The organism is Cytobacillus pseudoceanisediminis (assembly GCF_023516215.1).
Classification (GTDB): Bacteria; Bacillota; Bacilli; order Bacillales; family Cytobacillaceae; genus Cytobacillus; species Cytobacillus pseudoceanisediminis.
In genome coordinates, this window is record NZ_CP097349.1 from 4,323,802 (window position 1) to 4,346,226 (window position 22,425).

17 protein-coding genes and 2 pseudogenes are annotated in these 22,425 nt (G+C 44.9%); 17 read left to right on the top strand and 2 right to left on the bottom strand.

All coding sequences use genetic code 11. The annotated features are described in order from the left end of the window. The first annotated feature begins 4 nt into the window (after positions 1-4). The 5 genes from M5V91_RS23300 (at position 5) to M5V91_RS23320 (ending at position 2,014) form a co-directional block, all read left to right on the top strand. Entirely contained in the window at positions 5-184 is a 180-nt protein-coding gene (locus M5V91_RS23300) for a XapX domain-containing protein (protein WP_009332314.1), read from the top strand. Beyond that, complete coding sequence (locus M5V91_RS23305; RefSeq protein WP_251174329.1) at positions 184-435, top strand: hypothetical protein; 252 nt, start codon at positions 184-186, stop codon at positions 433-435. The genes M5V91_RS23300 and M5V91_RS23305 overlap by 1 nt, the downstream gene beginning before the upstream one ends. 103 nt (positions 436-538) lie before the next feature. After that, positions 539-1,441 (top strand): DMT family transporter, encoded by a 903-nt coding sequence (locus M5V91_RS23310; protein ID WP_251174328.1) that lies wholly within the window; start codon positions 539-541, stop codon positions 1,439-1,441. 25 nt (positions 1,442-1,466) lie between these two features. Next, on the top strand, positions 1,467-1,844 hold the full coding sequence (locus M5V91_RS23315) for a cupin domain-containing protein (RefSeq protein ID WP_284521519.1): 378 nt from the start codon (positions 1,467-1,469) through the stop codon (positions 1,842-1,844). Next, on the top strand, positions 1,841-2,014 hold the full coding sequence (locus M5V91_RS23320; RefSeq protein ID WP_284521520.1) for a hypothetical protein: 174 nt from the start codon (positions 1,841-1,843) through the stop codon (positions 2,012-2,014). Before M5V91_RS23315 ends, M5V91_RS23320 begins: the two co-directional genes overlap by 4 nt. 183 nt (positions 2,015-2,197) lie before the next feature. Here M5V91_RS23320 and uvsE read toward each other — a convergent pair whose 3' ends face one another. Then, the gene (gene uvsE, locus M5V91_RS23325; protein WP_251174326.1) at positions 2,198-3,154 is read right to left on the bottom strand and encodes a UV DNA damage repair endonuclease UvsE; all 957 of its coding nucleotides are present in this window, start codon (positions 3,152-3,154) and stop codon (positions 2,198-2,200) included. Positions 3,155-3,546: 392 nt separating this feature from the next. Beyond that, positions 3,547-4,728, bottom strand: coding sequence for a cardiolipin synthase (cls, locus tag M5V91_RS23330; protein WP_251174382.1), 1,182 nt, complete (start codon positions 4,726-4,728; stop codon positions 3,547-3,549). 276 nt (positions 4,729-5,004) lie between these two features. On the opposite strand from cls, the gene M5V91_RS23335 reads away from it, so the two are divergent. The 12 genes and pseudogenes from M5V91_RS23335 (at position 5,005) to M5V91_RS23390 (ending at position 22,419) form a co-directional block, all read left to right on the top strand. Beyond that, the gene (locus tag M5V91_RS23335) at positions 5,005-7,116 is read left to right on the top strand and encodes a (Fe-S)-binding protein (protein WP_009332309.1); all 2,112 of its coding nucleotides are present in this window, start codon (positions 5,005-5,007) and stop codon (positions 7,114-7,116) included. A gap of 327 nt (positions 7,117-7,443) precedes the next feature. Next, positions 7,444-8,631, top strand: a complete 1,188-nt coding sequence (locus M5V91_RS23340) for an acetyl-CoA C-acetyltransferase (protein ID WP_251174325.1) — start codon at positions 7,444-7,446, stop codon at positions 8,629-8,631. A 700-nt stretch (positions 8,632-9,331) separates the two neighbouring features. Beyond that, entirely contained in the window at positions 9,332-10,186 is an 855-nt protein-coding gene (locus M5V91_RS23345) for a 3-hydroxybutyryl-CoA dehydrogenase (protein ID WP_009332307.1), read from the top strand. Positions 10,187-10,235: 49 nt separating this feature from the next. Beyond that, positions 10,236-11,366, top strand: a complete 1,131-nt coding sequence (locus M5V91_RS23350) for an acyl-CoA dehydrogenase (protein WP_009332306.1) — start codon at positions 10,236-10,238, stop codon at positions 11,364-11,366. 264 nt (positions 11,367-11,630) lie between these two features. Then, positions 11,631-12,770, top strand: coding sequence for an acyl-CoA dehydrogenase (locus tag M5V91_RS23355; RefSeq protein WP_019380585.1), 1,140 nt, complete (start codon positions 11,631-11,633; stop codon positions 12,768-12,770). A gap of 326 nt (positions 12,771-13,096) precedes the next feature. Next, positions 13,097-13,739: pseudogene (locus M5V91_RS23360) on the top strand (TetR/AcrR family transcriptional regulator). A 58-nt stretch (positions 13,740-13,797) separates the two neighbouring features. Continuing rightward, positions 13,798-17,064 carry a fused isobutyryl-CoA mutase/GTPase IcmF gene (icmF, locus tag M5V91_RS23365; protein WP_251174324.1) on the top strand — a complete coding sequence of 1,089 codons (3,267 nt, stop codon included), beginning with the start codon at positions 13,798-13,800 and terminating at the stop codon, positions 17,062-17,064. A 148-nt stretch (positions 17,065-17,212) separates the two neighbouring features. Next, positions 17,213-17,389, top strand: coding sequence for a hypothetical protein (locus M5V91_RS23370; protein WP_019380588.1), 177 nt, complete (start codon positions 17,213-17,215; stop codon positions 17,387-17,389). Between the two features lie 408 nt (positions 17,390-17,797). Continuing rightward, entirely contained in the window at positions 17,798-18,376 is a 579-nt protein-coding gene (gene rpoE / locus M5V91_RS23375) for a DNA-directed RNA polymerase subunit delta (protein WP_019380590.1), read from the top strand. 272 nt (positions 18,377-18,648) lie between these two features. Continuing rightward, on the top strand, positions 18,649-20,256 hold the full coding sequence (gene pyrG, locus M5V91_RS23380; RefSeq protein ID WP_009332300.1) for a CTP synthase: 1,608 nt from the start codon (positions 18,649-18,651) through the stop codon (positions 20,254-20,256). 197 nt (positions 20,257-20,453) lie between these two features. Then, positions 20,454-21,442 (top strand): annotated as a pseudogene (locus M5V91_RS23385) (LacI family DNA-binding transcriptional regulator). Positions 21,443-21,462: 20 nt separating this feature from the next. Beyond that, positions 21,463-22,419: a sugar kinase gene (locus M5V91_RS23390; protein WP_009332298.1), complete on the top strand. Its 957-nt coding sequence runs from the start codon at positions 21,463-21,465 to the stop codon at positions 22,417-22,419. The last annotated feature ends 6 nt before the right edge of the window (positions 22,420-22,425 follow it).

A 22,425-nucleotide genomic window follows, 5' to 3' on the forward strand; every position in this document is an offset into this window, starting at 1 on the left:
TCTCATGAAAATCGTTCTTTTATCCATACTTACAGGATTTCTCGTCGGATTTGTCTTTGCTTTCATGAAGCTGCCGATTCCCGCACCGCCCGCACTGCCTGGCATTATGGGGATAGTCGGCATTTACCTCGGGTTTAAAGCATATGAAGTGGTTCTGCCCTGGCTGCAGGGAATATTGAGATAATGGAAAAGGGTGTCCACGTAAGTTATGGGCACCCTTTATGTCTAAATGTGAACTTTACAAATAAATCCGGAATGTTGCAAATAAACCTGGGAAATCAGCAAACAATAGCTAAAATTGGCAAACAAATCAGGAAAAAAGCAAACAAACCTGGTAAACCTGCAAACAAACCGAAAACAGGCAGCAAACCAAAAAGTTACGGGCTAATCCTCAGAAAATTAGTCAGCCAACCCGGCAAATCAGCAAAAAAATAATAAATTTTGCATACAATCCGCAAGTAAATCAAACTAAACTCCGCATTTTACTTCGGGACGAGCATATCATGGTAGAAACCTTCCCGAAAGGACATGCTCGCCCATGAAGCCACAATTGGCAGCCTCTTTTTACGCAACCATTTCGATCAGTTTTTGGGGAGTCTCTTTTGTTTCCACAAAAGCTGTTTTGGATAAGCTGGACCCTTATACATTGATCATGCTCCGGTTTGCCATCGGGGCAGCTTTTCTGCTCCTTGTGCTTCTCTTGAAAAGATATCCGCTCCAGATTCCGCTCAAATATATTCCCCATTTAATTGTTCTCGGTGTACTCGGCGTTTTCATCCATCAGGTCATCCAGGTATCAGCTCTAAAGACAATAGACGCCTCATCTGCGGGGTGGATCATTTCTTTTTCACCTGTTTTTACCGTGCTTCTCTCCATGATTTTTCTCCATGAAAAATTGACATTTCTTAAGACGCTGGGCATTTTAACTGCGATTTCCGGGGTCCTCATGGTAACAGGAGCGAGAAGCGGCCAGACGCTGGGATTTGCTTTAAATATAGGGTATTTCCTCATGATCCTAAGTACACTGAATTGGGCCGTATATTCGATTTTGGTGAGAAAACTGCAAATTAAGCTTCCTTCCCTTGTGGTCACTTTTTATATGAGTTTGCTTGGATGCGTGTTGACCATTCCCTTTTTAATGAGAGACAGAGGGTGGGAGAAGTTCCATCTTTTATCCGATTCTGAATGGGCTCATATATTGTTTCTGGGCATATTTGTGTCGGGGATTGGCTACTGGTACTGGTCCAAGGCTCTCGAGGTTTTGGAAGCTTCCAAAGTATCAATGTTTATCTATATGGAGCCGCTATTTACCTTTATTGCGGCCGTTTTATTGCTTCGTGAAAAAATTTTCTTCATAAGCTTCATGGGCGGGATCATAATTATTATAGGAGTGATTATGGTGAATGGTCAGCTGAAATATTTTTCATGGAGGAAACGATAATCCAGAGTAAAGGGGGAGTCGTTTAATGGCCTTGAAGGAACGGTTTAAAAACAGTTTGGATTCATTGAAATCACCTTCTGCAGAAGAACTTAGAAAGGCTTTGGCATCACTTGATATCAAACTTGAGGAGTTGTTTCCTCACTTGCAGCCGGCAGATGGAAAACCCTACTACCGCAAGCTGCTTTACCAAAGTGAAGAAGTGGAGCTGCTCGTCATGAACTGGTCAGATATAGAATGCGCCCCGCATGATCATGGAAATTCAAAGGGATGGATTCAAGTGTTAAATGGAGATGTGGAAAATACTGTTTATGAAGTGAAGGAAGACGTCCCAATTGAGCTTTTTGCAGAGATAAAGTCCAAAGACTCCTTCTTTTTTGCTCTCAAAAAGGGGTGCACAAAATGAAGAGTGCAGGCAGGGAGAACCTTGTCACACTGCATCTTTATTCACCTCCGATTACTGGTATGAAGGTGTACGACCTTCAAAAGTGCTCTGCCTGTGTAGTCTCTGAAGACTGTGGGGCCTGGTGGCCTGAGGAGCAGAGGCAGAAGGTGAAGGAGATTCAGTTAAAATAAAGGGGCGTTCCGCATGCGGAACGCCTTCCATTACGAATGACAAACTTCGGAATTAGATAACTGTCTAGCTGCGGCGCCTACCCCCTCGAGGTCACAAGTCAATCCTCCCAAAAAGGCAAAGAACGCCTTTCCATGAGGCTCATCTTGTGCTTGTCGGGGGTGAGCAAGGCGCCTCCGCTCTTCTTATTTCCATTCTACCTCCGCCCCGCCAATCCTCTTCACCCCGCGGATGCTGCTGATATCTTCTGTCAGCTTAAGCGCCGCCTTGTCCTTTGCTTTAGCTTCAATCATGAAATCGATATCCCGGTTAAAGGTTTTCAGCAGATCGAGAAGCGGCCTGATGAAATCAATGTCAACATAATCGGCATGGGACCGGAAGGCTTTTTCTGATTTGGGAGAGGAAATGTGGATTTTCGGCTTGAGTCCTGTTTGTTCCCACGTCTGAAAAATCCCAGGGAGAAGCTCATCCAGCGGGCGGGTGCCGAGGTTCGCCATATGGTGGTGATAATCGAACACAAGGGGAATGTTTTCTTTCTGGCAGGCCAGGAGAGTTTCCTCCGCGTTATAGGTTTTGTCATCATTCTCGAGTGTCATTTGCTTTTTAATAAGAGATGGCAGTGTCTTGAGATTTTCATGGAAACGGTGGATGGTCGTGAGCTTGTCACCATAAGCCCCGCCAATATGGATATTAATGAAGCTCTCGTTTTCAACCCCCATGGCCTCGAACATCCGGTAATGGTATTCCATATCTTTGACTGCATTTCTTGTCACATCGTCGCGCGGAGAAGTGAACAGGGTGAATTGATTGGGGTGAAAGCTGACGCGTAGCCCGTGTTTTTTAATCAATTCACCAATTTCAAGCCATTTTTCCTTAAAGGGTGTGACAAAATCCCATAAAACCTCCGGATGTGTGGCCAGAGGTACGATGGAGCTTGAAAGCCGATATAGCTGAATTTCATGGGCGATATTAAAATAAAGCATTCTTAACGTATTTTGCAAATTCACTGCTGTGACGGCCTTCAGCTTTTCCAGCCTTTCTTCCTCAGGCAATTGCTGATAGCGCGTAAAAGTCAATGTTCTCGCAGGAGATGCCTCCCACAGGCTGATGGCATGAGAAACATATCCCAGTCTTATTTTCAATTTGCAGCACCTTCTTTATGCTGGTCTATAATCTAACAGAATGTAAATCTTTGTATTTCGAGAGCTGTCTAGCGCAAGCAGCCTACCCCCACGAGGTCACAAGACAGTTCCTTTCAGAAGGAAGAACGCCTTCTTACAGGAACTGTCTTATGCCTGTCATCCCTGGGCAGTCACCTCCACATTTCGGGCAATCCTCCTAAAAAGGCAAAGAACGCCTTTCCAGGACGCTCGTCTTGTGCTTGGGGCCCCCAGGACAAGGAAGGCTTCGTCAGCATAATCATCGCACGACCAAAAGTGGCAGCTTTTGGGAGGATGGGGGTCATGCAGACGTTGCCACAGGACGTGGCGTTCTTAGTCTGCGTTCCTTCGTGGGCAAGGCGCTTCCGCTTTTCTTACAGGAAGCTTGCCACAGACCGGGCAAGCATTTCCTTGAATGTCCGTAAAGGGTCCAGCCGGTTTAATTCTTTTAGCGTCAATCTCTTTGCATTGTCTATGTCTTTGTCCAGAACAGACCTGATCTGCTTTATGAACTCTTTGTCATAAATAAAGCAATTGATTTCATAATTTAAAAACAGGCTCCGTTTATCAAAATTGGCTGTTCCAATATCGCTGATTTCATCATCGATGATGATCGCCTTCGCATGGTAAAAGCCATTTTTGTATTCATACACATAAGCTCCTTGTTTAATCAAGGTTCTTAAGTAAAGATAGGAGGCTTCCTTAACAAGAATATGATCGGTAATGCATGGGACAAGTATCCTGACAGTTACCCCGCGTTCCAGGGCATGGATTAAATCCTGAAAAAGCCTTTTGCCCGGAATAAAATAGGGTGTCCCAATCGTAATGCTCTTTTTCGCATTCCGAATTAAGGAGGAGAAGCTTTCTTCTAAAAATGCTCCTTTATAAGATGCGAACTGATGGCGGTAATCTCCTGCAGGCTGCTCAGGAAAATAGACTCTGTTTGCGAGCAGGTCAGTCTTTGTTGCTTTATACCAATCGATTAGAAACTCTCTTTGCAGATCCTCTACCCCTTCACCACGGAATTTCAAATGATAGTCACGCCAGGGACTCAGCTTTTTATCCAGATTGATGTATTCTTTGCCAATATTGAAGCCTCCGCTGTAACCGATCTTTCCGTCAATAACGGTGATTTTCCGATGGTTCCTGGCCTGGAAAGAATAGAAGAGAAATGGAAGCTTTGGCACATGTGCAAACGAAAACTTAATGCCGCTGCTTTTAAGATCCTTAACGGTTTTTCGTTTAACCGGAAAGCTTCCGGCCCAATCCAGCAAAAGGCGGACTTCCACTCCTTCTTTTGCTTTACCCTTTAAAATGGTTAAAAACTCCTTGCTGATTTTATCATCCTTCACAATATAAAATAAAATATGGATGTGCTTTTGCGCTCTTCTTAGCTCGGAGAATAAATCATCAAACAAAGCAGGTCCGTCTGCAAATAGTTCCATATCAGACTGCCGGATGGGTAAGGCGGTCCGCTCAAGCTTTTTCATATGGCTTTTCCGGCCCCATGTAAAATCGATATAGAGCCATAAGGAGATGACGAGTAAAACGGCCATAATGATATTCCAGACAGTCAATGCAATCTTCCTCTCGACAGGATTTTCCTGTTAGTATTTCCTGCAGAGCTTTTTCTATCATGGAATCTCCCAAAATGGGAGGACTTTTCACCTTTATAAAGAATTTAATAAATGAAAATAATGAAATTTTTCGAACAAGTTTAACTAAAAATGGTTGACTGAATGCTCATTCATAATATAATGGGAGTAAGAGTAAATTCAGAAAATTATATTGTTTTTAAAATTTTCTAAGATGAAGAAAGGAGCACCATGCCTATGAACGGTTTATTATGGATCAACTTAATTGCATTTCTTCTTGTAACCGCTTACGCCATCAGCCTGTTTGTCTATGTTGTGAAGACGCGGATTGAATATATCAAGCTTGGCAAAAAGGTGGAGTTTGACGGCAAGGTGAAAGAACGCCTTGAGAAGATCTGGGTCAACGTATTTGGCCAGAAGAAGCTTTTAAAGGATAAGAAAAGCGGAATTATCCACGTGATGTTTTTCTACGGCTTCATTCTTGTCCAATTTGGAGCAATCGATTTTATTATCAAGGGAATTAAGCCAGGTGCGCATTTGCCGCTTGGACCATTATATCCTGGCTTCACCTTTTTCCAGGAAATTGTGACCTTGATGATCCTTGTAGCGGTAATCTGGGCTTTCCACCGCCGTTATGTGGAAAAGCTTGTCCGTTTAAAACGCGGATTCAAATCAGGTCTCGTTCTTATTTTTATCGGAGGGCTCATGCTTTCCGTACTGCTTGGCAATGGAATGGGCATGATTTGGCATGGCCATGAAGGAACCTGGACAGAACCGGTTGCTTCTCTGATTGCCGGTGCATTCGCATGGATGGGTGAAACGGCTTCAATAGTTGTGTTTTACATCTCATGGTGGATTCACTTAGTATTCCTTCTCGCTTTCCTTGTGTACGTGCCGCAATCCAAGCACGCTCACTTAATCGCCGGACCGGCCAACGTATATTTCAACCGTCTGGATAATCCGGGAAAATTAAAAGCAATCGACTTTGAAGATGAGTCACAGGAAAGCTTTGGTGTCGGAAAGATTGAAGATTTTACACAGCATCAGATGATCGATTTCTATGCATGTGTGGAATGCGGACGCTGTACCAATATGTGTCCGGCAACCGGCACGGGAAAAATGCTTTCTCCGATGGATTTAATCCTGAAATTGCGTGACCATTTAACCAATCATGGTGCTGTTGTCACTTCGAAGCAGCCTTGGGTGCCGACATTTGCGTTTTCAAATACGAAAGGCAATCAGCTTGCCCTTGCTGCTGCAGGCCAGGGTGCAGAAGAAGCTGCTGCAGGCCTTGCATACAGCCCTAGCCTGATTGGCGAAGTCATTACAGAAGAAGAAATCTGGGCTTGTACGACTTGCCGAAACTGTGAAGACCAATGCCCGGTTATGAATGAACATGTTGATAAGATTATTGATCTGCGCCGCTACCTTGTTTTAACAGAGGGTAAAATGGATGCGGATGCACAGCGCGCCATGACCAATATCGAGCGCCAGGGAAATCCTTGGGGACTGAACCGCAAGGAGCGCGAAGACTGGAGAGAAGCACGCGAAGATGTTCATGTTCCGACAGTGAAGGAAATGAAAAAGGCAGGAGAAGAGTTTGAATACTTATTCTGGGTTGGCTCCATGGGATCTTATGATAACCGCAGCCAAAAGATCGCTCTTTCCTTTGCGAAACTAATGAATGAGGCAGGCGTTAAATTTGCGATCCTTGGAAACAAAGAAAAGAACTCTGGTGACACACCAAGACGTCTTGGAAACGAGTTCTTATTCCAGGAGCTTGCCACAAAGAATATTGAAGAGTTTGAGAAAAATGAAGTGAAGAAGATCGTAACGATCGATCCTCATGCCTACAACATTTTCAAAAATGAGTATCCGGATTTTGGATTAGAGGCAGAGGTTTATCACCATACTGAAGTTCTTGCTAAGCTTGTAGAAGAAGGCAAGCTGAAGCCGCAATATGCTGTGGAAGAAACGATCACATTCCATGATTCCTGCTATCTTGGACGCTACAACGAGGTGTACGATCCTCCTCGTGAAATCCTTAAGAGCATTCCTGGCGTTAAGCTTGTGGAAATGGAAAGAAACCGCGAAACCGGCATGTGCTGCGGAGCAGGCGGCGGCTTAATGTGGATGGAAGAAGAAACAGGGCACCGCATCAACGTCTCACGCACAGAGCAGGCACTCGCAGTGAATCCATCCGTGATCAGCTCCGGATGCCCATACTGCTTAACGATGCTTTCAGATGGCACGAAAGCAAAAGAAGTGGAAGAACAGGTTCATACGTACGATGTTGCCGAAATTCTCGAAAAGTCTGTTATAGGTGAAAGCCAGAACTTAGCATCCTAACATATTGAAAGTGGAAATTGAAGCACTGAAGCAAATTTCAGCTAAAGCATTTTGACGAAAAATGTTTTTACCAGAATTTTGTGTAAAGTGTTTCAATTTCTGCTATTTTTCTAGTAAAATAGAACATGATAAAGCGCTTACAATTTTGCTTGTTTGCTGATGAGGGAGAAAATCCTTTGATTTCGCGGTTTTTTCGAGCGAGCGTTCAGTCAGCCAACGCGCCTTCACTGATATTTAACTTCAACCAGAACTGCTTCATAGACCCGATTTTTTTTCAAATTAATTATTAGAACATTTTAAATTAATAGTACAAGGGAGCGATTCTTAATGGGGAAAACCGTAATTCTTAGCGGAGTAAGAACACCTTTTGGAAAATTTGCCGGAGCGCTTAGCAGCTTTACAGCTTCTGACCTTGGCGGATTTGCAGTAAAAGAAGCGCTGAACCGCGCCGGCGTCAATCCAGAGGACGTAGATGAAGTGATTATCGGAACCGTTCTTCAGGGCGGCCAGGGCCAGATCCCTTCACGTCAGGCTGCCAGAAAAGCAGGCTTGCCATGGGAAGTGAAAACGGAAACGATCAATAAAGTATGTGCTTCCGGCATGCGTAGCGTAACATTAGGGGATCAGATTATCCGGGCGGGTGACGAGGAAGTCATCGTGGCCGGGGGCATGGAATCCATGAGCAATGCTCCTTATATTTTGCCGAAAGCGCGCTGGGGGCTGCGCATGGGTGATTCAACGGTTAAGGACTTAATGGTTCATGACGGATTAAGCTGCAGCTTCACAGGCGTCCATATGGGAACATACGGAAACTCGACAGCTAAAGAGTTTGAAATCAGCCGTGAAGCGCAGGACAACTGGGCACTAAGAAGCCATGAACGTGCCATTGCAGCAATGGAATCCGGCAGATTGGCAGAGGAAATCGTGCCGGTGGAAGTGCCGCAGCGAAAAGGTGAGCCAATCGTTGTTTCCCAGGATGAATCGCCGCGTAAAGATACTTCCCTAGAAAAGCTGGCTAAGCTGGGGTCGGTTTTTAACTCCGATGGTACGATCACTGCGGGGAATGCGCCTGGCGTTAACGACGGAGCAGCAGCCTTAGTATTGATGAGCGAAGAGCGGGCAGAACGCGAAGGCAAAAAGCCGGGAGCTTATATTCTTGGCCATACAGCGCTTGCAGTGGAAGCCAAGGATTTCCCGCAAACCCCTGGACTTGTCATTAATGCTCTATTGAAAAAGACAGGAAAAACCCTGGAAGAGATTGACCTATTTGAAATTAACGAAGCATTTGCGGCTGTTGCTTTAACAAGCGGAAAAATTGCCGGTCTTGATGAAGAGAAAGTGAATGTTAACGGCGGTGCCGTTGCCCTTGGACACCCAATCGGCGCGAGCGGAGCGAGAATCATCCTAACACTGATGCATGAACTGAAGCGCCGCGGAGGCGGAATCGGCATTGCGGCCATCTGCAGCGGCGGAGGCCAGGGAGATGCGGTGATGATTGAGGTTCCGAAGCAGTAATCTGTTTTAGGACGGCGGTGCAGCCAGAATAGCACCGGTGAAGAGGAAAATGGTAGTTAATCAAGGTGAATTACGCCGAAAAAGCAACAGCGAAGAGGGAAATGGTAGTTAATCAAGGTGAATAACGCCGAAAAAGCGGCGGTGAAAAGGAAAATGGTAGTTAATCAAGGTGAATAACGCCGAAAAAGCGGCGGTGAAAAGGAAAATGGTAGTTAATCAAGGTGAATAACGCCGAAAAAGCGGCGGTAAAAAGGGAAATGGTAGTTAATCAAGGTGAATAACGCCGAAAAAGCGGCGGTGAAAAGGAAAATGGTAGTTAATCAAGGTGAATAACGCCGAAAAAGCGGCGGTGAAAAGGAAAATGGTAGTTAATCAAGGTGAATAACGCCGAAAAAGCGGCGGTGAGAAGGAAAATGGTAGTTAATCAAGGTGAATAACGCCGAAAAAGCGGCGGTGAGAAGGAAAATGGTAGTTAATCAAGGTGAATAACGCCGAAAAAGCGGCGGTGAAGAGGAAAATGGTAGTTAATCAAGGTTATTAACGCCGAAAAAGCGCCGGTGAAGAGGAAAATGGTAGTTAATCAAGAAGGAATGACGCCAAAAAGAAGAAAGCACAGAGAAAAATGACAGTTAATCAAAACAAACAAGCATTCAAATAAAAGAGTAATACAGGCCAAAGCCCAAGATCGGAGGATACAAATATGAACGTAAAAAACATTATGGTAATCGGTGCTGGACAAATGGGTTCAGGAATCGCGCAGGTTTGTGCGCAGGCAGGCTACAGCGTCATCTTAAACGACCTAAAGCCGGATTTTGTTGAACGCGGCATTGGCGTAATTAAAAAGAATCTTTCCCGCCAGGTGGAAAAAGAGCGCATGACAGCGGAAGACATGGAAACAGTGCTGAAAAATGTAACCGCTTCAACTGATCTGCAGGACGCAAAGAACGTTGAGCTCATCATCGAAGCAGCCGTTGAAAATATGGAGATTAAAACAAAGATCTTCAGCCAGCTGGATGAAATCGCTCCAGAACATGCGATTCTGGCAAGCAATACATCATCCCTTCCTATCACAGAAATCGCGGCTGCCACAAAACGTCCGGAAAAAGTCATCGGCATGCATTTTATGAACCCGGTACCAGTGATGAAGCTAGTAGAAATCATCCGTGGCCTTGCAACTGCAGACGAAGTGTATCAAACCATTGAAGACATCACAAAGACGCTTAAAAAAGTGCCGGTAGAAGTGAATGACTTTCCTGGATTCGTATCCAACCGCATCCTGATGCCGATGATTAATGAAGCAATCTTCACGCTTTATGAAGGGGTTGCGACAAAAGAGGCCATTGATGAAGTGATGAAGCTTGGCATGAACCATCCAATGGGGCCGCTGACTTTGGCTGATTTCATTGGCCTGGATACATGCCTGTATATTATGGAAACCCTGCATGAAGGCTTTGGCGATGATAAATACCGTCCATGCCCGCTTTTAAGAAAATATGTAAAAGCTGGCTGGCTTGGCAAGAAGACAGGCAGAGGCTTCTACGTTTACGAAAAATAATCACAGGAGCCCGGCTGAATAGAGCCAGGCGGCATCGGAGGGTATACAAATGAACCTGAGATTTACAGAAGAACAGGAAATGATGAGGAAAATGGTGCGTGATTTTGCGCAAACGGAAATCGCCCCTTTTGTGGAAAAAATGGAGCAGGGCGAGTTTCCAAGGGAGATTCTCCGCAAAATGGGCGAGCTTGGCCTGATGGGGATACCGATTCCTGAAAAATACGGCGGATCCGAAATGGACTTTACCTCCTACATTATCGCCATCCATGAACTGTCCCGTGTGAGTGCGACAGTGGGCGTTATTTTATCGGTCCACACATCGGTTGGAACAAACCCAATCCTTTACTTCGGTACGGAAGAGCAAAAGCAGAAATATATTCCGAAGCTTGCTTCAGGCGAGTACCTCGGAGCTTTTTGCCTCACTGAACCGAGCGCAGGCTCGGATGCGGGAAGCCTGAAATCCCGTGCGGTAAAAGATGGAGACCATTATGTCATTAATGGTTCAAAAGTGTTCATCACGAATGCTGGCGAAGCAGACGTATATATTGTATTTGCATCCACAAATCCGGAGCTTGGCAGCAAAGGCATCTCCGCTTTTATTGTAGAGAAAGATACGCCAGGCCTTGTATTTGGGAAGGATGAGCACAAAATGGGCTTGCACGGCTCAAGAACGCTTCAGCTGACATTTGAGGATATGCGTGTTCCTTCTGAAAATCTTCTCGGCAATGAAGGAGAAGGCTTCAAGATTGCGATGGCCAATCTGGACGCCGGACGGATCGGTATTGCTTCACAGGCGCTTGGAATCGCAGAAGCAGCCTTTGAAGCAGCCGCAAGCTATGCGAAGGAACGTGTACAGTTCGGCAAGCCGATCGCTGCTCAGCAAGGTGTCGGATTCAAGCTTGCAGACATGGCGACAAGCGTCGAAGCTGCAAAACTATTAATCTATCGCGCAGCAGACATGCGCCAACGCGGCATTAAATGCGGACTGGAAGCCTCAATGGCAAAGCTGTTTGCATCCAAAACAGCAGTAGACGTGTCAACAGAAGCCATTCAGGTATTCGGCGGCTACGGCTACACGGAAGACTACCCGGTTGAGCGCTACTTCCGTGATGCCAAAATTACCGAAATCTATGAAGGCACAAGCGAAATTCAGCGGATTGTCATCAGCAAACAGCTGTAAAGTTGTGAAATATGTTTTTGAAAGTGTGCTTAATGGCGCCTAACTTTTAAATGCTGAGTTGATTGTAGCGGAAGGCACTTGATCCTCGAAAATGCTGCCGCATTTTCTTCGTGCAGAGTCATTCAAGGATGTTTATTCAACGTCCTGCGGGAGGAGGCTCCCATTCCTCCCCGCGGAAAGCAAGTGCCCCGTGCTGAAATCAACGGGCAGAATTATAAGGCCTGCTAATATATCAACGAATCCATATAAAGCGAGGGAAAGACAATGAATTTCCAATTGAGTGAAGAGCATGAAATGATCAGAAAAATGGTGCGCGATTTTGCCAGGAATGAAGTGGCGCCGACTGCTGCTGAACGCGACGAAGAAGAGCGCTTTGACAGAGAGATTTTCGACAAAATGGCGGAGCTTGGCTTAACAGGGATTCCGTGGCCTGAAGAGTATGGCGGAATCGGCAGTGATTACCTTGCTTACTGCATCGCAGTTGAAGAGCTTTCCAGAGTATGTGCCTCTACAGGTGTAACTCTTTCAGCACATACATCTCTGGCAGGCTGGCCGATTTTCAAATTCGGAAGCGAAGAGCAAAAGCAAAAATACCTGAAGCCTATGGCCCAGGGTGAAAAAATTGGCGCTTATGGCCTTACTGAGCCAGGCAGCGGATCTGATGCCGGCGGAATGAGAACAACGGCACGTCTTGAGGGTGATCATTACGTCTTAAACGGCAGCAAAATTTTCATCACAAACGGCGGAATCGCAGATATCTATGTTGTATTTGCCCTGACAGATCCAGCTTCCAAACATAAAGGAACAACAGCGTTTATCGTGGAATCCGGCTTTGAAGGCTTCTCAGTGGGCAAGAAGGAAAAGAAACTGGGTATACGTTCCTCACCTACAACTGAAATCATTTTTGAAGAGTGCAAGGTTCCGGTTGAGAACGTTCTAGGAAACGTAGGCGAAGGCTTTAAAATTGCCATGATGACACTTGACGGCGGCCGCAACGGCATAGCTGCCCAGGCAGTCGGGATCGCGCAGGGCGCACTGGATGCTTCAGTTGAATATGCAAAAGAACGCCAGCAGTTTGGCAAGCCTATTGCTGCCCAGCAGGGAATCGGATTTAAGCTGGCAGACATGGCCACAAGCATTGAAGCTTCAAGACTATTAACGTACCAGGCAGCATGGCTGGAGTCAGAAGGGCTTCCATACGGAAAAGAATCTGCCATGTCCAAACTGCTTGCTGGTGATACGGCTATGAAAGTAACAACAGATGCCGTCCAAATCTTTGGCGGCTACGGATATACAAAGGATTATCCGGTAGAACGCTTCATGCGTGACGCCAAAATTACGCAAATCTACGAAGGCACACAGGAAATTCAGCGTCTCGTAATCTCTCGTATGGTAACGAAATAATTGTTCTAAAACGGGTCGTTTTGGTAAAATTTGTGTCTTTAGAGCTGCTGACTAAGTTTAAGCAATGAGTTGATTGCAGCGGAAGGTGCGAGATCCTCGAAAATGCTATCGCATTTTCTTCGTGCGGTGTTTTTTCTGGGAAGCTTATTCAACGTCCTGCGGGGTAGCGGGACAGGTGAGACCCCGCAGACGCAGAGCGTCGAGGAGGCTCACCGCCCGCCCCGCGGAAAGCGAGCATCCTGGAGCGGAAATCAACGGGCAGAATTCATAAGTTAATACACATTTATAAACAGGCATTATGATTCACGGGAGGCGGTAGGTAAACAATGAAAAAACGGGAAGTGCAGGCTTCTGTTAAAGATGAGCGTCTTGTCAAAAAGAGACGTGATCAGATGATTAAAGGTGCCGTCACCCTTTTTATCCAAAAAGGGTTCCATCGTACAACAACTAGAGAAATCGCGAAGGCATCTGGTTTTAGTATTGGAACGCTTTATGAATACATCCGTACGAAGGAAGACGTACTATATCTGGTTTGTGACAGCATTTATGACCAGGTCGCTGAACGGCTTCAAAAAGGTCTTGATACGAAACAGGGCACGCTTGAAAGCCTGAAACAGGGCATCGCCGACTATTTCAAGGTTGTCGATGAAATGCAGGATGAAGTGCTCGTCATGTACCAGGAAGTAAAGGCTCTGACAAAGGATGCGCTTCCATATGTTCTGAAAAAGAAATTGAAATGGTCGGCATGTTCGAGCATGTCATTACACTTTGTGTCGAGAACGGGGAACTGGACCTGCCGGAGAAAAAATCAAAATGATTGCCCATAACATTTTTGTCCAGGGGCAAATGTGGGCATTCCGCCGCTGGTCACTGCAGAAAATGTACAGCATCGATGAATATATCCAGCTGCAGACCAATCTCCTTATTCAAGGAATAAAGGATCCGGGAAGAGTTTCGGAAAAAGCTTAATAATAGCGTGCAGGCAACAGTGCACAGTTGCCTGCGCTTACGGACAAGGGGGAGAACGATGAGCAATCCAGAAGTCTATAAGCCGAAAAATCATATTCGCTTCGTTACGGCTTCCAGCCTATTTGACGGACATGATGCTTCCATTAATATTATGCGCCGCATCATTCAGGCAAGCGGTGCAGAGGTCATCCACCTCGGGCATAACCGTTCTGTGGAGGAAGTCGTAAATGCTGCAATCCAGGAAGATGTGCAGGGAATCGCTATTTCCTCTTATCAGGGAGGACATGTAGAGTACTTCAAATATATGTATGACCTTTTGAAGGAGCGGGGCGCATCCCACATCCGCATTTATGGCGGAGGGGGCGGTGTCATTATCCCGAAGGAAATCAAAGAATTGCATGACTACGGAATCGCGAGGATTTTCTCTCCGGAAGATGGCCGCCAATACGGCCTCCAGGGGATGATTGATCAAATGATCAAGGAGTGTGATTTCCCGACTTTCACAGCTGAAGCATCCGAGCAGATTGAAAAGCTTCAGGATGGGGAAACCAATGCCATTGCCAAGCTGATTACACTGGCTGAGCATCAGGTAACCGTAGGCAAAGAAGCGGCAGCATCGCTTGAGCCGGTCATGGAGAAAGTGAAGTCACTGGAAAAGCAGGTACCTGTAGTGGGAATTACGGGTACAGGCGGTGCTGGAAAAAGCTCGCTGACTGACGAACTGATCCGCCGTTTCATTAATGAAATTCCGGAGAAAAAAGTTGCGATCCTTTCTGTTGATCCGACAAAGCAAAAAACAGGCGGTGCGCTTCTTGGCGACCGTATCCGCATGAACGCCATCTTTAATCCGCGAGTCTACATGCGAAGCCTGGCAACAAGAAATTCCCGCAGCGAGCTGTCGCTTGCGATTCAGGATGCCATATCAGTTGTCAAAGCAGCCGGCTTTGATCTGATTATTGTAGAAACAAGCGGAATCGGGCAGGGAGATGCCGGCATTACTGAAATTTGTGATGCTTCCATGTATGTCATGACAAGTGAATTCGGCGCGCCTTCCCAGCTTGAGAAAATTGATATGATCGATTATGCAGACTTGATCGTCATTAATAAATTTGAGCGCAAAGGTTCTGAAGATGCCATGCGGCAGGTGCAAAAGCAGTACCAGCGCAGCCGGATGCTTTTTGAAAAAGAGCTGGAAGACATGCCTGTCTACGGAACCATTGCCAGCCAGTTTAATGATCCTGGCACAAATGCGGTGTTTGCGGCACTTGTGGAAACAATTAATGAAAAAGCAGGTACAGACTGGAAGACAAGTTTTACAAAAAACGCAAAAGTTGAAAAGCAGAATGTGATTATCCCGAATGAACAGCGCTATTATCTGCGCGAAGTGTCTGAAACAGTCCGCGGCTACCACAAGAAAGCGGAGGAGCAGGCCGATCTTGCCCGCAAACTGTTCCAGCTCGAAGGGGCTCTGCTTGCTGTGAAAGAACAAGAAGGAAATGAACAAGTCATTGCTTCTCTTGACGCCATTAAATCAGCAGCAGAAGAAAAGCTGTCTGCTGAAACAAAGAAAATCCTTTCTGGCTGGGATGATCTAAAGGAAAAATACTCAGGCGAGCAATTTGTGACAAAAATCCGCGATAAAGAAATCGTGACGGTTTTAAAAACAAAAAGCTTATCCGGCCTATCCATTCCAAAAGTGGCACTGCCTAAGTATAAGGATTACGGAGAAATCATCCGCTGGGTATACAGAGAAAACGTGCCGGGTTCATTCCCTTATACAGCTGGTGTTTTTCCATTTAAACGCGAGGGTGAAGATCCGAAGAGACAGTTTGCCGGAGAAGGTACACCTGAACGGACAAATCGCCGCTTCCATTATCTGTCCAAGGATGATGCCGCGAAGCGTCTGAGCACAGCGTTTGATTCTGTAACCCTATACGGGGAAGATCCTGACTATCGCCCGGACATTTACGGAAAAGTCGGGGAAAGCGGAGTCAGCATCTGTACGCTGGATGATATGAAGAAATTGTATGCAGGATTCGATTTGTGCCATCCATCTACATCTGTATCGATGACGATTAATGGGCCGGCACCGATTATTTTGGCGATGTTCATGAATACGGCCATCGAACAGCAGATTGAAGTAAAAGAGCAGGAGCTTGGCCGCGTGCTGACACCTGAAGAATTCACAGAAGTTAGGGCGAAAACACTGCAGACTGTCCGCGGGACGGTTCAGGCTGACATTTTAAAGGAAGATCAGGGACAGAATACTTGTATCTTCTCGACTGAGTTTGCTTTGAGGATGATGGGGGATATCCAGCAGTACTTTATCGACCATAAAGTCCGAAATTATTACTCTGTTTCTATTTCCGGTTACCATATCGCAGAAGCGGGCGCAAACCCGATTTCTCAGCTTGCCTTTACACTGGCAAATGGCTTCACCTATGTCGAGTACTATTTGAGCAGAGGCATGAACATCAATGATTTTGCACCAAACCTTTCATTCTTCTTCTCCAATGGACTTGATCCGGAGTATACGGTGCTGGGCCGTGTGGCGCGCCGCATCTGGGCAACGGTTATGAGAGATAAATATGGCGCCAATGAAAGAAGCCAGAAACTGAAGTACCATATCCAGACTTCAGGGCGCTCTCTGCATGCACAGGAAATTGATTTTAACGATATCCGCACAACGCTGCAGGCATTAATGGCGCTTCAGGATAACTGTAACTCCCTTCATACTAATGCTTATGATGAAGCCATTACGACACCGACAGAAGAATCTGTCCGCCGTGCGATGGCCATCCAGATGATCATTACTAAAGAGCATGGATTATCGAAAAATGAAAACCCGCTTCAGGGTGCATTTATTGTAGATGAATTGACAGACCTTGTGGAAGAGCAGGTGCTGAGAGAGTTCGAACGCATCAATGACCGCGGCGGCGTGCTTGGCGCCATGGAAACTCAATACCAGCGCGGCAAAATCCAGGATGAGTCCATGTATTATGAAATGAAGAAGCACACTGGTGAGCTTCCAATTATTGGAGTTAACACGTACTTAAATCCTAATCCTCCTTCAGAGGATGAAATGAATAACATGGAGCTTGCACGGGCAACGAAGGAAGAAAAAGAAACACAGATCCGCAATCTGCGCAGCTTCCAGGACCGCAACAAAGGCAAATCGGAAGAGGCGCTGAAACAATTGAAGGAAGCAGCAGTCAGCGGCGGCAACATTTTTGCCGAACTGATGGAAACCGTCAAAGTGGCAAGCCTTGGCCAAATCACCCGTGCTTTATACGAAGTGGGTGGACAGTACCGCCGGAATATGTAAAACCAAATGGATCAACAGGGCCTGCAGCTGCAGGCCCTTGTTTTCTGCACTTTTATTTAACATAGAATTAATATAAAATACATCCATATCCTATATAATGGAATCAATACATAGCAGTGCACTTCGGGGACCCTGAGGATGTGAAAAAATGAAAAAAATCTTGCTCTACGCAGCCATACTTGCAGCTGCTGCAGGAGTTTACTTTTTATATGGAAAACAGCTGGGAGCCATTGCATTCTTTGTGCTCTCCTTCTACTTCACCTGGCTCGCCTATAAAAAATGGGACCGGCCGGTAAAGGGGAGGAGAAAGAGGAGGGTAAATTAGCTTCTTTTTAACGGATAATGTAAAAAAGTTAATTGTCTTGTTAATACAATGAGAGTTTTTCTGCTGAGTTAATTGGAGTGGAGGACACTTGATCCTCGAAAATGCTGGCGCATTTCCTTCGTGCGGTGTTCATTCGAGGAAGCTTATTCAATGTCCTGCGGGAGTCCCCGCTCCTCCCCGCGGAAAGCAAGTGCCCGCAGATAATTTAAAATCAAGAATAAATCGCATAAAAATACGCAGAACAGCAGATATAACTGGCATAAACCGTAAAAATTTGTTTATAATGAAGAATATGCCTTCTTGGAGGCTGTCCGCACGCATTTTCATACAGTTGCGGAACTTCAGCTTTAATAGTTTGTGATTTGCGCTGCAGAATGAGCGTTTACATAGGGAAAGGAAGTGCTGATATTGAGTTTGGAACAGTTCTCAAAAGAAGAATTACAAGAAATGTCATTAATCGAAGTGGCTTATGAACTTCTGACAAGCAAAAAAGAACCAATGGCCTTTAATGACATTATGAATGAAGTGGCTAAACTTATGAACCTTTCAGAGGAACAAGTCAGGGGAAAAATTGCACAATTCTATACAGATTTAAATATAGATGGCCATTTTATCGGATTGGGCGATAACCGCTGGGGCCTTCGTTCATGGTATCCGGTTGACCAATATGAAGAAGAAATCGTTACCGTAATCAAGCCTAAGAAGAAAAAGGCGAAGAAAAAGGACGACGAGGATCTCGATCTTGAAGATTATGATGAGCTTGATGAAGAAGATATCGATTACGACGATATCGACGGATTTGACGATGATGATCTGACAGAAGACGATGATGACGATCTTCTTGACGATGACGATGATCTTGATGATGATGAGTTCGAGGACGATGATGAAATAATCGAAAAAGATGAAGAATACGACCTTGGCGATGAGGACGAAGAGCTTGAGGAAGATGATCTAGACGCTGACGAAGAGGAAGAAGATTTATAATCTTGACATTTCGTTTCAGGGCTTGTAGAATACTTTTTGGGCTCCTTAAAAAAGGACGATTCGTTTAGACGCTAATAGCGCTCCCTTACTTACTTAAGTAAGAGGGGCGCTTTTTATTTTTTTATAGGCCATGTGCCTTTTTAAAAGAGCTAAACCATCCCTTTGCGATAAGCTTCCGCTGAAAAAATCGGAGGCTGAACAATAGAATTTTTATCATCAAGTCTTTAAACCGGCATCATTATGCACAAACTGATATCAAGGGGGAATTTTTCATGACTAAGTATATTTTTGTTACGGGCGGAGTTGTTTCGTCACTAGGAAAAGGAATCACGGCAGCATCACTTGGCCGCTTATTGAAAAACAGAGGGTTAACGGTTACGATTCAGAAATTCGACCCTTACATAAATGTGGATCCGGGAACAATGAGCCCGTACCAGCATGGTGAGGTGTTTGTAACAGGTGACGGCGCGGAGACTGACCTGGACTTAGGTCACTATGAGCGTTTTGTTGATATTAACCTGACTAAGTACAGCAGTGTAACAACTGGTAAAATTTACTCAACTGTCCTAAGAAAAGAGCGCCGCGGCGACTATAACGGCGGAACGGTACAGGTTATTCCGCATATCACAAATGAAATCAAGGATAAGGTTTTCCGTGCAGGCCATGAAACGAATTCTGATGTGGTCATCACAGAAATCGGCGGAACAGTAGGGGATATTGAGTCACTTCCATTCCTTGAAGCGATCCGCCAGATTAAGAGCGATATCGGCCGCGATAATGTGATGTACATTCACTGTACATTGGTTCCTTATATCAAGGCAGCAGGTGAAATGAAAACAAAGCCTACACAGCACAGTGTGAAAGAACTGAGAAGCCTTGGCATTCAGCCAAACGTCATCGTTCTTCGTACAGAAATGCCAATTTCCCAGGATATGAAGGATAAAATTGCGCTATTCTGTGATATCGATAAAGAAGCAGTTATTGAAGCAACAGATGCGGATACATTATATTCTATACCACTATCTCTTCAAGATCAGAAGCTTGATGAAATTGTCTGCAAGCATTTGAAGCTGAATTGCGGAGAAGCGGACATGACAGAGTGGAAGCAGCTGGTCGACAAGGTTCTGAACCTTTCCAGAAAAACCAGAATTGCCCTTGTCGGTAAATATGTTGAATTGCAGGATGCTTACATTTCAGTCGTCGAAGCCCTAAAACATGCGGGTTATGCTTTTGATTCTGATATTGAAATCAAATGGATCAACTCGGAAGAAGTGGACAGCAGTAATGTCAATGAACTGCTTCAGGATGCTGACGGAATTCTGGTTCCAGGCGGATTTGGCGACCGTGGCATTGAAGGGAAAATCCTTGCGATTCAATATGCCCGTGAGAACAAAAGGCCATTCCTTGGCATCTGTCTTGGGATGCAGCTGGCTTCGATTGAATTTGCAAGAAATGTACTGGGTCTTGAAGGGGCACACTCAGCAGAAATTGCTCCTGAAACACCGCATCCAATTATCGACCTTCTGCCTGAGCAAAAGGATATTGAGGATTTAGGCGGAACTCTAAGACTTGGATTGCAAGCTTGTAAATTGAATGAAGAGACAAAAGCCTTTGAGGCATACCAGGACGAAGTGGTATATGAGCGTCATCGCCATCGCTATGAGTTCAATAACCACTACCGCCAGGATATGGAGAAAGCGGGCTTTGTCTTCTCTGGTACAAGCCCGGATGGCCGCTTAGTGGAAATCATCGAAGTGAAGGATCACCCTTGGTTCGTTGCTTCCCAGTTCCATCCTGAATTTATCTCAAGACCAACTCGCCCTCAGCCATTATTCCGTGAATTTGTGGGGGCTTCATTGAAATTTAGCGAGAAATTATAATGTGGAAAAATCCCTCCGGATGCGGAGGGATTTTTTTGTTCAAACCGTTGTTGAATGATTCCTGCTAAAAATAAAATTCAGAAATTTTAGTATTGATTTTGAAAAGGTTTTCATTTATACTTTCCCTAAACCGGTTTACTAAACCGATTTACTAAATCGGTTTAGCGAGAGGATAGTACAACATGAAAAAAATAACGATGTTAGATGTTGCGCAAAAAGCAAATGTATCAAAGAGCACAGTTTCACAGTATATCAATAATCGCTACGAGTATATGGCGGAATCTACTAAAATGCGAATTGAAGATGCCATTCGCGAGCTGGGATATATCCCTAATTTCGTAGCTAAAAGTTTGAAGCAAAAGAAGTCATCAACCATTGGAGTGATTGTTGCCAATATACTTCATACGTTTTCGACAGAAATTATCAGGGCCATTGAAGATGTTTGCGAAAAAAATGAATTTCATTTGTTTGTCTGTAACGCAGACGATAATCCGGAAAAAGAACGTGCATACATTGATATGCTCTTAGCTAAACAAGTTGATGGACTGATTATCTTTCCGACCATCGGAAATGAAGATCAATATAAACGGCTGAAACTTTCAAATTTCCCTATTGTTTTTGTAGATAGAAAGCTTGAAAAAACAATTTATCCAACACTGCTTTTGGATAACGAGAGAGCAGCTGAGATTGCCGTTCAGGAAATTGTCCAAAAAGGCCATAGGAAAATAGGGCTGGTATCCATGTCCTTAAGCCAAAAAGTGACACCCCGGATCGAACGGATAAATGGATACAAGAAAACGCTGAAACAAAATGATTTGCCTGTAAAGGATGATTGGATTATTGCGGCAGAAAGAAAAGACATTATCCCTGAACTAGAAAAAATGTGGCTGAAAGAAGAAACGCCAGAGGCATTTTTTGCTACAAACGACCTTTCACTCATTGAACTTTTGAAATTTTTAAGAAAAAGAATTTGAAGGTTCCTGATGATGTAAGCGTTATTGCAGTAGATGACTCTGATTTCCTGGAAATCTCGGCAACACCAATAACAGCCATCAAACAGCCGACTTTTGAAATTGGCAATGATGCCGCTTCAGTTTTATTAGATTTAATTAGAAATCCTCAGTTTGAGGAAGTATATGAGATTAAAAGATATGCTCCTGCTTTAGTTGAGCGGGAATCTTTATAGAGTGTTAGGAGAGAAAAATAATGTCATCACCATTCAAAGTTTTAACAATCGGAGATGCCATGATAACACTGAACCCAGCTGTAAAAGGACCACTTAGATATGTCACCCAGTTTGAACGCAAGGTGGGCGGTGCAGAACTTAACTTTGCCATTGGATGTGCAAGGCTTGGGTTAGACAGCAAGTGGATTAGCCGGCTGGGGGAAGATGAGTTTGGCAGAGTCATATATAACTTCGCTCGGGGAGAGGGCGTAGATGTATCGGGTGTGGATTTTGTAAGCGGCTGCCCGACATCACTTAACTTTAAGGAAATTAATGAGGATGGATCAGGCAAGACATTCTATTACCGATATAACTCGCCTATCTTAACCTTGACACCGGAAATGATTCAGGAAGAACTGTTTGAAAATGTAGATCTTGTCCATCTTACAGGTGTTTTCCTTGCTATTGATTCAAAGAACATCGAAACTGCCGCAAAAGTGATTGAAGTCGCAAAACAAAAAAAGATTCCAATCTCCTTTGATCCAAATATCAGACTGAAGCTTTGGTCGATTGAAGAAGCGAGAAAAGCATATAAAGAAATTCTTCCGCATGTTGATATCCTGCTGACTGGATTAGAAGAGATCAGGCTAATAAGCGGAATGGAAGAAGAAGATGAACTTGCACTTTTTGCCAGAGAATATGGCATTAGGGATTTGGTCTTAAAGGATGGCGCTAATGGATCAAAGCTATTCCGGAATGGCGATTGGACACGGGCAGAAAGCTTCCGTGTGACTCCTGTTGATACTGTCGGAGCCGGGGATGGATTCGATGCGGGATACATTTATGGCTGGCTGAACGGCTTCAGCAAGGAAAGACTGCTTCAATTTGCTAATGGCGTAGGTGCTCTGGTTACAACCGTCTCAGGAGATAATGAAGGTCTTCCTTATCTTAGTGAAGTAAACGCATTTATTAATAATGACCTTATTGTTGAAAGATAAGGGGTG

Coding starts and splice junctions, on each gene's coding strand:
- M5V91_RS23300 (WP_009332314.1), top strand. CDS start 5: ATGAAAATCGTTCTTTTATCCATACTTACAGGATTTCTCGTCGGATTT.
- M5V91_RS23305 (WP_251174329.1), top strand. CDS start 184: ATGGAAAAGGGTGTCCACGTAAGTTATGGGCACCCTTTATGTCTAAAT.
- M5V91_RS23310 (WP_251174328.1), top strand. CDS start 539: ATGAAGCCACAATTGGCAGCCTCTTTTTACGCAACCATTTCGATCAGT.
- M5V91_RS23315 (WP_284521519.1), top strand. CDS start 1,467: ATGGCCTTGAAGGAACGGTTTAAAAACAGTTTGGATTCATTGAAATCA.
- M5V91_RS23320 (WP_284521520.1), top strand. CDS start 1,841: ATGAAGAGTGCAGGCAGGGAGAACCTTGTCACACTGCATCTTTATTCA.
- cls (WP_251174382.1), bottom strand. CDS start 4,728: ATGGCCGTTTTACTCGTCATCTCCTTATGGCTCTATATCGATTTTACA.
- M5V91_RS23335 (WP_009332309.1), top strand. CDS start 5,005: ATGAACGGTTTATTATGGATCAACTTAATTGCATTTCTTCTTGTAACC.
- M5V91_RS23340 (WP_251174325.1), top strand. CDS start 7,444: ATGGGGAAAACCGTAATTCTTAGCGGAGTAAGAACACCTTTTGGAAAA.
- M5V91_RS23345 (WP_009332307.1), top strand. CDS start 9,332: ATGAACGTAAAAAACATTATGGTAATCGGTGCTGGACAAATGGGTTCA.
- M5V91_RS23350 (WP_009332306.1), top strand. CDS start 10,236: ATGAACCTGAGATTTACAGAAGAACAGGAAATGATGAGGAAAATGGTG.
- M5V91_RS23355 (WP_019380585.1), top strand. CDS start 11,631: ATGAATTTCCAATTGAGTGAAGAGCATGAAATGATCAGAAAAATGGTG.
- icmF (WP_251174324.1), top strand. CDS start 13,798: ATGAGCAATCCAGAAGTCTATAAGCCGAAAAATCATATTCGCTTCGTT.
- M5V91_RS23370 (WP_019380588.1), top strand. CDS start 17,213: ATGAAAAAAATCTTGCTCTACGCAGCCATACTTGCAGCTGCTGCAGGA.
- pyrG (WP_009332300.1), top strand. CDS start 18,649: ATGACTAAGTATATTTTTGTTACGGGCGGAGTTGTTTCGTCACTAGGA.
- M5V91_RS23390 (WP_009332298.1), top strand. CDS start 21,463: ATGTCATCACCATTCAAAGTTTTAACAATCGGAGATGCCATGATAACA.